The following is a 10,484-nucleotide window of genomic DNA, read 5'->3' on the forward strand; positions in this document are numbered from 1 at the left end:
CTTGGTACAACGACCTGCGCATAAGCCGGCGCCTGATGCTTGGCTTCGCTGCGGTGATCGCGCTGCTGGTGGTCAACGTCGGCGCCGCGCTGCTGATGGCGAGCGGCGGCAAGCGAATGGCGACCAGCATCGCCGAGGTGCGCATGCCCACCGCGCTCGCAAGCAGCAACATGCACGCCAACCTAATGGGTTCGCTGGCGGCGACGCGCGGCTTTCTGCTGACCGGCAACCCCGCCCTGCGCGCCGACCGCGCCGAGGCCTGGGAGGCCATCGACCGCCTGCGCGCCGACTTGGACCGCCTGTCCGGCTCCTGGACGGTGGAGGCCAACAGGCACGCATGGGCCGAAGCGAAGCCGTTGCTGACCGACCTGCGCACGGCGCAGGATCGTGCCGAAGCCGCCGCGCTGTCGGGCGAGCGTGAACGCGCGCTCCGAATCCTCGCGGAGGAGGCTCTGCCGCGCGCGGCCCGGCTGCAGACGCTGTTGGACGGCGGAAAGGATGCCGACGGCAAGAGCGTGGACGGCATCGTGGATCGCCAGCGGCGCTCCCTGGAGGGCGAGGCGCAGGGCATGACCGACGCCGCCGACCGGCTGATGCTGATCCAATCCGGCATGCTGGTCCTGGGACTGCTGATCGCCGGCGTAGCGGTGCTGGTGACCGCCCGCTCCATCGTGCGGCCGCTCACCGCCATGACCGAGGCGATGAACCAGCTGGCCGGCGGCAACTATGGCACGGCGATCCCGGCGGTCGGACGGCGCGACGAGGTCGGCGTGATGGCGCAGGCCGTGCTGGTCTTCAAGGACGGGATGGTCGCCGCCCGCAAGGCCGCCGAGCGCGAGCGCGCCGAACAAGCCGCCCGCGAGCAGCGCGCCCGCGCCATCGAGGAGCTGACCGGCCGCTTCGACTGCGACACCGGCGCCGTTCTGGGCTCCGTCTCCGCCGCCGCCTTGCAGATGCAGGCGACCGCCGGCCAGCTTTCCGCCAACGCCGAACAGACGACGCGCCAGTCCACGGCCGTCGCCGCCGCGTCGGAGCAGACGTCCGCCAATGTGCAGACGGTCGCCACCGCCACCGAGGAACTGGCGGCGTCGGTGCAGGAGATCAGCCGCCAAGTCGCCCAGTCCGCCACCATCGCCGGGGAGGCGGTCGCCCAGGCCGGCAAGGTCGACGAATCCATGCGCGGGCTGGCGTCGGCGTCGGAGGAGATCACCCAGGTCGTCGACCTCATCATGCTGATCGCCTCGCAGACCCGTCTGCTCGCCTTGAACGCCACGATCGAGGCGGCACGTGCCGGCGAGATGGGCAAGGGCTTCGCGGTGGTGGCGGCGGAGGTCAAGGCGCTGGCCGACCAGACCACCCGCGCCACCGACGAGATCGCGGCCAAGATCACCTCCATCCAAGGCGAGGCGCAGGGGGCGGTGTCGTCGATCGGCGCCATCATGGCGACGATCCACCGGATCGGCGACGTCTCCGGCACCATCGCCGCCGCCGTCGAGGAGCAGCAGGCGGCGACCCAGGAGATCGCCCGCAACATTCAGCAGGCGGCCCAAGGTACGCACGAAGTCTCCTCCAACATCGCCGGTGTCAATCGCGCCGCGACCGACACCGGCACCGCCGCGCACCAAGTGCTGGACGCCGCTGATACGCTGTCCGCCCAAGCGGGCGTGCTGAAGTCGAAGGTGGAATTGTTCTTGTCGGCGGTGAAGGCGGCGTGACGTTCCGCGGCTGTGGCGCCGCCGCGCGGCGGCGCCGTGCTCAACGAGACGGACGACACCTTCCCGACCCGACGCGATCGTCACCTCCGGAGCGTCGCGCAAACGGGCCGAATGGCGTGGCGGAGGACCAGCGGCTACAGCAAGCGGGCTGGCGTGGAGAGCCAAATGGCGGGCATTTTGCCGGTCATCGGCCGCCGTTCATTCCCCGCGACGGCCGCGCAGCCGGCGCAGCTCCTCCGCGGCGGCTCACCTTGGCCGACACCTCGGCCTCCGCCCGCACCAGGTTCTCGGTCATGATCTCGATGAACTTGCTGGCGGCCGGGCTCAGCGGGCGGCGGGGGTGGTGGACCCAGGCGAGCGTACGGACCATGCGCGGCTCGACGATGGGATAGGCGCGAAGCCGGCCGTCGTTCAGGCCGCGGTGCACGGCGATCGCCGGCAGGATGGTCACCCAGTCCGTCGCCGCCACCATCTCCGACAGCGGGACCAGCGCGTCCACCTCGAACTTCGGGGACAGGTCGATGCCCTCCGCCTCGGCGTGCTGGTCCAGCAGCTGGCGCAGGCCGTGCCGCTTGGAGGGCACCACCAGCTTCAGCCGCGCCGCGTCGCGCAGCGTCACCGGCGCGGGCACCGGCAGTTCGGTCGCGGCGCTGGTGACCAGCACCATCTCCTCGTCCAGGATCGGCTCAGCCACCAGACCGACGCGCTTGCGCGGCTGGTTGATGATGGCGAAGTCGAGCTGGCCCGACGCCACCCAGTCCATGAAGGTCGCCGTGTAGCCCTCCGCCACGTTCACCTCGACGCTGGGGTGGCGGGCGGTGAAGGTGGCGAGCGTCCGGGCCAGCACGCTCTGCGTCACCGAGGTGATCAGCCCGATGGCGATCTGGCCGGAGATCTCGCCGCCCAGCTTCGCCATCGCCTGCCTGGCCGCCGATATGTCGCGCAGGATCGGCATCAGGTGGCGGAACAGGACGCGCCCGGCCGCTGTCGGCGCCATGCCTTGGCGGCTGCGCTCGAACAGCCGCTGACCCAGTTCCGCCTCCAGCTTGGCGATCTGCATGCTCAGCGCCGGCTGCACGACGTTGAGCCGGCGCGCCGCGCGGGTGACGTTGCCTTCCTCGTAGAGGCTGACGAAGTACTGCATCTGCCGCAGGTCCACGGCCCCTCCCCATCATCAGCTGCGCTGATCGCTCTTATTAACAGTCATTATTGGCGCTGATCGAAACGCCTTTCCATACTCCGGCTCACGAAATCCGGCAGGAAGGGCGCCCCATGACGGCGACGATGCAGGCGGCGATCACCACTTTGCGCGACTGGCTCGACCACCTCGCGGCCCGCGACCGGCTCGCGGTCATCCGGCCGGGCGTGGCGCTGCGGCACGAGCTGGCCGCCATTTCCAAGCGCTTCGACGGGACCAAGGCGACGCTGTTCCCGCAGCCGGACGGGCACGCCATCCCGGTGGTCTCCGGCCTGCTGGCCGACCGCTCGTGGATCGCCGAGGCGATGGGGGTGAGCGGGGCGGAGGTGCTCGGCCGCTTCCGCCACGCCTCGACGAACCCCATCCCCTGGCGGGAGGTCGCCCAGGCCCCGGCGCAGGAGGTGGTGCACCGCGAGGTGGACCTCGCCCGGCTGCTGCCGCTGCCGACGCACAACGCGCTGGACAGCGGCCCCTACATCACCGCCGGGCTGGTCATCACGCGCAACCCGCGCACCGGCGTGCAGAACGTCTCCATCAACCGCTGCCAGCTGAGCGGGCCGGACAGGCTGGGCATCCTGATCCTGCCGCGCCACACGCACCTGTTCCACCAGATGGCCGAGGAGGCGGGAGAGCCGCTGGAGGTCGCCATCGTCATCGGCGCCGACCCGCTGTCGCTGCTCGCCTCCCAGGCCATCGTGCCGGTCGACCACGACGAACTGGAGATCGCCGGCGCGCTGCACGGCCGGCCGCTGGACGTGGTCAAGTGCGTGACCAACGCCCTGCGCGTCCCCGCCAACGCCGAGATCGTCGTGGAAGGCCGCATCCTGCCCGCCGTGCGCGAACCGGAGGGGCCGTTCGGCGAGTTCCCGCAGTATTATGGGGAGCGCGCCGACCGCCACGTCATCCAGGTGGACGCGGTGACGCACCGCCGCGACGCCATCTTCCACACCATCGTCGGCGGGACCATGGAGCACCTGCTGCTGGGCGGCATCCCGCGCGAGGCCACGCTGCTCGACCACCTGCAGCGCAGTTTCCCCGGCGTGCGCGACGTGCATCTGGCCAGGGGCGGGGTGTGCCGCTACCATCTGTACGTCACGCTGAACCAGCGCCACGCCGGCGAGGCGCGCAACGTCATCCTGGGCGCGCTGGCCGGGCACTACGACGTCAAGCACGTGATCGTGGTGGACGAGGACGTGGACATCCACGACCCCAACGACGTGGAATGGGCGGTCGCCACCCGCTGTCAGGCCGACCGCGACATCGTGGTCATTCCCCGCACGCAGGCGTCCAAGCTCGACCCGTCCACCGACAAGGGGGTGGGGGCGAAGATGGGCATCGACGCGACCATTCCGCTGGGCTCCGACCCCTTCACCTTCACCCGCATTCGCGTGCCGGGCGAGGAGGACGTCGACCCCGCCCGCGTGGTGGACCCCGGCGCCAACGGCTGGCGTCCGGTCGTGGGAGGGCCATCGCGATGACCGCGCCCAAGCGCCTCATCGTCGGCATCAGCGGCGCCTCCGGCGTCGTCTACGGGGTCCGCATGCTGGAGACGCTGCGGCGGCTCGGCGTCGAGACGCATCTGGTGATGTCCCGCTCGGCCGAGGTCACGCTGGCGCTGGAGACCGACTGGAAGGTGGCCGATGTGCGCACGCTGGCGGACGTCGCCCACCGGATCGACGACGTCGCGGCGTCCATCTCGTCCGGCTCGTTCAAGACCATGGGCATGGTGGTGGCGCCGTGCTCCATGCGCAGCATGTCGGAAATCGCGCACGGGGTGACCAGCACGCTGCTGACCCGGGCCGCCGACGTGGTGCTGAAGGACCGCCGGCGGCTGGTGCTGATGGTGCGGGAGACGCCTCTGCACCTGGGCCATCTGCGCACCATGACGCAACTGGCCGAGATGGGGGCGGTCATCGCACCCCCGGTGCCGGCCTTCTATGCGAAGCCGGCCGACCTGGACGCCATGATCGACCACACGGTGGGGCGCGTGCTGGACCTGTTCGACCTCGACACCGGCACGCTCAAGCGCTGGGGCGAGGAGCCGCGCCGGTCCGGGCGCGCCCCGGACGCCTTGCCCGCCGAGGCGGCGCGCGGGTAAGCCTTCCCCTGGTCAGCCCTTGCCCGAGAGCCCATGGGCGCGGTGCCATTCCTCGAGCGAGTCCGGGGGATAGCGGTCGTGGCGCGTGTCGTCCGGCCCGGCATCGACGCGGACCCAGCTGGCCTTGGAACCCAGCATCATGTGCGCATGGGCCGGCGGGTCCGGGAGCGGCGTGTCGATGACGCTCGCGAAGGGATGGAGGAGGTCGGGCCATCGCGGATCCCACACCCAGAGCGCCGAGCCGCAGCGCGCGCAGAACCGGCGCTCGGCCGGGCTCTGTTCGCCGTCGACCGTCGCGTGGAAGACGGTGATGTTGTCCTCGCCCCGGATCTCCAGCGTGTCGGCCCTGGCCCCGAGATTGATGGCGTACCCGCCGCCGCCCGCCGTCTTGCGGCAGATCGAGCAATAGCAGCGCAAGTACGGCACGGGCGCATAGGCCTCCACCGAAAAACGCACGGCGCCGCAATGGCAGGAGCCTTCGAGCCGCATCCTTCCTCTCCCCGGCCGGTGGTGGCGTGTGGTGGTGAACACGCGCCGGCGGCCTTCGGTTCATCGTACACCTTTGCCGTCCGCGCGCTCATCGTTCTCGCCGTTATTTCTCACGCATGGCGCGCCGGAAGCTGTCGGCGATGGGCTGAGAGAGATAGTCCCAGAGCGTGCGCCGGCCGGTGGCGATGACGACCTCGGCCGGCATGCCGGGCTGGAGCAGCGCGCCGTCGGGCAGGGCGGTGCCGTCGTCCGGCACGACCGTCGCCTCGTAGTGGCTGGCGCCGGTCTGCGGATCCACCACGGCGTCGGCCGACAGCGACAGAACCTTGCCCGCTACCGGCGGGACCCGGCGGGCCGAGAAGGCGGAGAAGCGCATCTCCGCGGCCTGTCCGACGCGCACGTCGTCCACGTCCGTCACCATGACGCGCGCGGCGACCACCAGACGGTCCGCCACCGGGATCACGTGCAGCACCGGCTCGCCCGCCTTCACCACCGCGCCGGGCGTGGCGGTCAGGCCCATGACGACGCCGTCGACCGGTGCCGTAAGCTCGTGCCGCCGCGCCACATCGGCCGCGGCGCGCAGGCGTTCGTCGATGTCGGCCAGACGGGTGCGGGCGTCGCGCCGTTCGGAGGCGATTTCCGACAGGCGCTGCTCGCGGCGCTGGACGATGCGCAATTGCGCCTCGGCGATGGCCTGCTCGGCCTGGGCGATGCGGCCCTCCAGCTCGCTGCGCGCGGCGTCCAGCGCCACCGCCTGCCGTTCCAGCGCCAGCAGGCGTGGCTTGCGCTCCAGTCCGCGGGCGTGCAGGGCGCGCACGCCCTCCAGTTCCTCGCCGATCAGCGCGCGCTGGGCGTCCAGGCTGCGGATCTGCGCGCGGTGGCTGGCGATCTCCGCCTCCGCCCGCGTAGCCTGCCGGTTCAGCAACTCCACCTCGCCGGCCAGCGCCGCGCGCCGGCTGTCCAGGATCGAGCGCTGCCCGGCGATCTCGCCGGCGACGCGCGGGTCGGCGGCGCGGGCCTGCAGGTCGGGCGCGATCCGCAGGTCGGGCAGGCCCTCGCCCTCCGCCGTCAGGCGGGCGTCCAGCGCCAGCAGCGCGTCGCGCTGCACGACCAGGGCGTCGCGCGCCGCGTCGGCGCGGGTTCCGTCCAGGCGCAGCAGCACCTGCCCGGCCCGCACCCGGTCGCCGTCGCGGGCCAGCACGGCGGCGACGATGCCGCCCTCCATGTGGGCCACCGGCTTGCGGTGCGTCTCGACCACCACGCGGCCCGGGGCCAGCGCGGCGCTGTCCAGCGGCGCCAGCGCGCTCCAGGCGCCGCCCGCGGCGGCCGTCAGGGCGATGGCGAGCAGGCCGGCGAGGATCGGGCCGCGCACCGGCGGCGTCGCGGGATGGGTCAGGATCGCGCTCATGACGTCACCTTGCGGTCGGAAAGGGAGGCGTTGGCGTTGGAGGCGGCGGGCTCAGCGCCCAGGACGAGGACGCGGTCGGCGGCCTTGGCCAGCGCTGGGTCGTGCGTCACCACCACGGTGGCGGCGCCGTCGCGGCGCAGGCGCTCCAGCGCCGTGACCAGGGCGCGGCGGCCTTCGACGTCCAGGTGTGCGCTCGGCTCGTCCAGCACGATCAGGCGGGGGCCGCCGAACAGCGCCCGCGCCAGACCGATGCGCTGGCGCTGGCCACCGGACAGGCGCAGGCCGCCGGTGCCGATGCGGGTCAGGTAGCCCTGCGGCAGGCGCAGGATCATGTCGTGGCAGCCGGCCAGCCGCGCCGCCGCGACCACCGCTTCGGCGCATCCGGTGGCGCCGCGGGAAATCAGCTCGTCCACCGTGCCGTCCGGCAGCTCCACGTCCTGCGGCAGGTAGCCGACGACGCGGCCCACGTCGGCGCGCGGCCAGGCGAACAGGTCCGCCCCGTCCAGGCGCACGGCGCCCGACGCGGGGCGCAGCACGCCGGCCAGCGCGCGCGCCAGCGTGCTCTTGCCCGCACCCGACGGGCCGACGACGGCCACCACCTCGCCGGGCTCCACGCCCAGGCTCACGCCCTTCAGCAGGGGGGCAGAGCCCTGCCAGCCGCAGGTCAGCCGCTCCACCCGCAGACGGCCGGCGGGGTCGGGGATCGCCATGCCCTCGGTCCGGCGGCGGGGCCGGGCGAACCACGCGTCCAGCCGGGCCAGCGCCTGCCGGCCGCCGGCCAACTGGCGCCATGCCGACACCGCTTGGTCGACCGGCGCCAGGGCGCGGGACAGGATGATGCTGCCGGCCATCAGGGCGCCGCCGCTCAACTCGTGCCGCAGCGCCAGCCACGCGCCCAGCGACAACGCCAGCACCTGCACCGCCAGCCGCGCGAAGCGCGCCACGGCCAGCAGCAGGCCGGCGCGGTCGCCGCTGCGCCGTTGGGCCGCCAGGACGCGTTGGTGCAGGGCGCGCCAGCGCGCCTCCAGCCCCGGCAGCAGGCCCATGGCATCGACGGCCGTGGCGCAGCGCGACGTGGCGTCCATGGCGGTGGTCAGCGCGCGGCCCTGCTGCGCGGCGTCGCCCAGTGCGCGGCGCGACGCCATGTCGCCGATCACCGCCAGACCCAGCAGAAGCAGCGTCGCCGCCAGCGCCAGCGCGCCGAACAGCGGGTGCAGCGCGGTGACGGCGATCAGGAACACCGGGATCCACGGCACGTCGAACAGCGCCAGCATGGCCGGCCCGGCCAGCGTGCCGCGCACCTGGGCGAGGTCGCGTAGCGCGTCCGCGCCGTCCGGGCAGCCATCCAGGGCGCCTTCGACGCCACGGGAGAACGCCGCGCCGCCCAGCGCCCCTTCGAACCACTCGGCCGCGCGGGCCAGCACGCGGCCGCGCACCGCCTCCAGCACCGCGGCCAGCAGGATGGCGCCCAGCGCCGCCAGCGTGAGGAAGGCCAGCGTGTCGAGGCTGCGGCTGGCCAGCACGCGGTCCATGACCTGCATGGAGTGCAGCGGCAGGGCGAGCGTCAGCAGGTTGAGGACGCCGCTGTAAAGTGCTGCGGCGAGCACGGCCGGGCGGCAGCGCCGCCGGGCCTCGTGAAGGGGATTGGAAGGGGGATGGGGCATCACGGCTCCTCCGGCACGGTGCGGCGGGGGAGGGGGCTTTTCGCCCTGTCCGCCCGCCGCACCGCCTCAGGCTCACAGAAAGAAGTCGTTCGCGGTGAGGTTGATGGTGCCGTTCAGCACGATCTTCATCTCCGCCCCGTCCGAGTAGTCCACGAGGTTGGCCTCGACGATCGTCTTGCCGTTCTCGTGGTGGTAGCGGAGCTGCCCTTCCGACGTGAACCCGGACTGGCCGATGAAGCTGAAGTCCTGGTTGCCCGAGGTGTGCGCGCGGGCGTCGATGGTGTTCAGGCTGATCTTGTCGCCCTGCGCCTGGCTGAAGTCGCTGATCCAGTCGAAGGCGTCGGGCGTGCTCTCGGCCGCCTGGTAGAGGACGAAGATGTCGGCCCCGGCCCCGCCGTTCATCACGTCGCCGCCGCCGTTGCCTTCCATCGTGTCGTTGCCGGCACCACCGAACATGGTGTCGTGGCCGGCGCGGCCCCACAGCACGTCGGCGCCGTTGCCGCCGGCCAGGAAGTCGTTGCCGGACCCGCCCTTCAGCCAGTCCATCTGGCTCGATCCGGTGACCTTCTCGATGGAGAAGAGCGTGTCGCCCTCGGCGTCGCCGCCCTGGCCGGTGCCGGTCGCCAGATCGATGATGATGCCCTGGGCGGAGGCGGCGTAGGTGGCCTCGTCGAAGCCCTCGCCGCCCGACAGCTTGTCGTCGCCGCCCAGGCCCTCCAGCACGTCGTGGCCCTTGCCGCCGAACAGCTCGTTGATGGCCTGGTTGCCGGCCAGCGTGTCGTTCTGCGCCGAGCCGATGACGTTCTCGACCGAGATCAGCTGGTCGGTGTCGCCCCACACGCCGCTCTGGACCGCGGTGCCGGTCGTCAGGTTCACCATGACGTTCTTGGTGGCGTAAGTGTAGGAGGTGGTGTCGTAGCCGCTGCCGCCGTCGATGGTGTCGTTGCCGGTGCCGCCGATCAGCATGTCGAGGCCGCCCAGGCCGGACAGCTTGTCCGCCCCTTCATGGCCGTTGATGTAGTCGGACTCGTAGGAGCCCGTGAGGTTGGCGTCATTGCCGCTGGTGCCGTTGACGAACATGGTGTCTCTCCCGATTGGATGAAGGCGGGGCGCTATTGCCTTGCCGTGTTCGGGGAGCACTGTGCCGTCCGTGCGTAACACGCCGATCGTGTCGCGGCGGAAAAGTGTTTCAAGTGTGGCGTGGCGATCCCTTCGCCGCCTCCAGCCGCTCGGCGACGACGGCGCGCAGGCGGGTGGGCTCGAAGGGTTTCTCGACGACGGGGATGCCGGCGTCCAGCGCCTCGGCGGCGAGGCCGCCGCGCAGGATGTCGCCGGTCAGCAGCACCAGCCGGCCGAGCATCGCGGGGTCCCGGTCGCGCAGATGGCGGAACAGCGCCGCCCCGTCCAGGTCGGGCATGCGCAGGTCGCTGAGCAGCAGGTCGTAGCGTTCCTCCTCCAGCCGTTCCAGCGCCTCGCGGCCGGAGCCGGCAACGTCGATCCGGTGGCCGTCCAGCGTCAGCGTCTCGGCCATCAGGCCGGCCACGTCCGGCTCGTCGTCCACCACCAGGATGCGGGCGGCCGCTGCGCGCGCCGGGCGGGCTTCCGGCGGCGGCGGTTCGGCCGCCTCGCCGCGCGCCATCGGCAGGACGAGGCGGAAGACGGCGCCGCCGCCCGGCCGGTCGTCGATCTCGATCCGCCCGCCATGCGCCGCCACCACGCTGTGGCAGATGGACAGGCCCAGGCCGGTGCCGACACCCTGCGGCTTGGTGGTGAAGAACGGCTCGAACACCCGCGCGCGCAGGGCGGGCGGCAGGCCGGGGCCGGTGTCGGTCACCTCGATGGTGATGCAGCCGCCGTCCGCCGACGGGCGCGCCGTCACGTCCAGGCGGCGGGGGCCGTCCACCCCCTCCAT

Annotated in this window: 9 protein-coding genes; 3 read left to right on the forward strand and 6 right to left on the reverse strand. The window is 72.4% G+C overall.

Annotation, left to right across the window (positions count from 1 at the left end; all coding sequences use genetic code 11):
* Positions 1-1,715, forward strand: a 1,715-nt coding sequence (locus VED21_RS26190) for a methyl-accepting chemotaxis protein (protein WP_324887593.1), incomplete at its 5' end; no start/stop codon positions are given.
* Positions 1,716-1,899: 184 nt separating this feature from the next.
* Here the strand turns inward: VED21_RS26190 and VED21_RS26195 are convergent.
* The gene (locus VED21_RS26195; RefSeq protein ID WP_324887595.1) at positions 1,900-2,874 is read right to left on the reverse strand and encodes a LysR family transcriptional regulator; all 975 of its coding nucleotides are present in this window, start codon (positions 2,872-2,874) and stop codon (positions 1,900-1,902) included.
* Positions 2,875-2,987: 113 nt separating this feature from the next.
* Between VED21_RS26195 and VED21_RS26200 the strand changes: the two genes are divergently transcribed.
* Both VED21_RS26200 and VED21_RS26205 read left to right on the forward strand, forming a co-directional pair.
* Positions 2,988-4,391 carry a UbiD family decarboxylase gene (locus tag VED21_RS26200; protein WP_324887597.1) on the forward strand — a complete coding sequence of 468 codons (1,404 nt, stop codon included), beginning with the start codon at positions 2,988-2,990 and terminating at the stop codon, positions 4,389-4,391.
* Positions 4,388-5,011 carry a UbiX family flavin prenyltransferase gene (locus VED21_RS26205; protein WP_324887599.1) on the forward strand — a complete coding sequence of 208 codons (624 nt, stop codon included), beginning with the start codon at positions 4,388-4,390 and terminating at the stop codon, positions 5,009-5,011. Before VED21_RS26200 ends, VED21_RS26205 begins: the two co-directional genes overlap by 4 nt.
* Before the next feature lie 12 nt (positions 5,012-5,023).
* Here VED21_RS26205 and VED21_RS26210 read toward each other — a convergent pair whose 3' ends face one another.
* From VED21_RS26210 to VED21_RS26230, 5 genes are all read right to left on the reverse strand, one after another.
* On the reverse strand, positions 5,024-5,500 hold the full coding sequence (locus VED21_RS26210; RefSeq protein WP_324887601.1) for a GFA family protein: 477 nt from the start codon (positions 5,498-5,500) through the stop codon (positions 5,024-5,026).
* Between the two features lie 103 nt (positions 5,501-5,603).
* A complete protein-coding gene (locus VED21_RS26215; protein ID WP_324887603.1) occupies positions 5,604-6,908 on the reverse strand; it encodes an HlyD family type I secretion periplasmic adaptor subunit in 1,305 nt (434 codons plus the stop codon).
* Complete coding sequence (locus VED21_RS26220; protein WP_324887605.1) at positions 6,905-8,572, reverse strand: type I secretion system permease/ATPase; 1,668 nt, start codon at positions 8,570-8,572, stop codon at positions 6,905-6,907. The genes VED21_RS26215 and VED21_RS26220 overlap by 4 nt, the downstream gene beginning before the upstream one ends.
* Before the next feature lie 72 nt (positions 8,573-8,644).
* Positions 8,645-9,652 (reverse strand): calcium-binding protein, encoded by a 1,008-nt coding sequence (locus VED21_RS26225; protein WP_324887607.1) that lies wholly within the window; start codon positions 9,650-9,652, stop codon positions 8,645-8,647.
* Positions 9,653-9,761: 109 nt separating this feature from the next.
* Positions 9,762-10,484, reverse strand: a 723-nt coding sequence (locus VED21_RS26230) for an ATP-binding protein (protein ID WP_324887609.1), incomplete at its 5' end; no start/stop codon positions are given.

This window comes from Azospirillum sp. (assembly GCF_035627195.1).
In the GTDB taxonomy this organism is placed as follows: Bacteria; Pseudomonadota; Alphaproteobacteria; order Azospirillales; family Azospirillaceae; genus Azospirillum.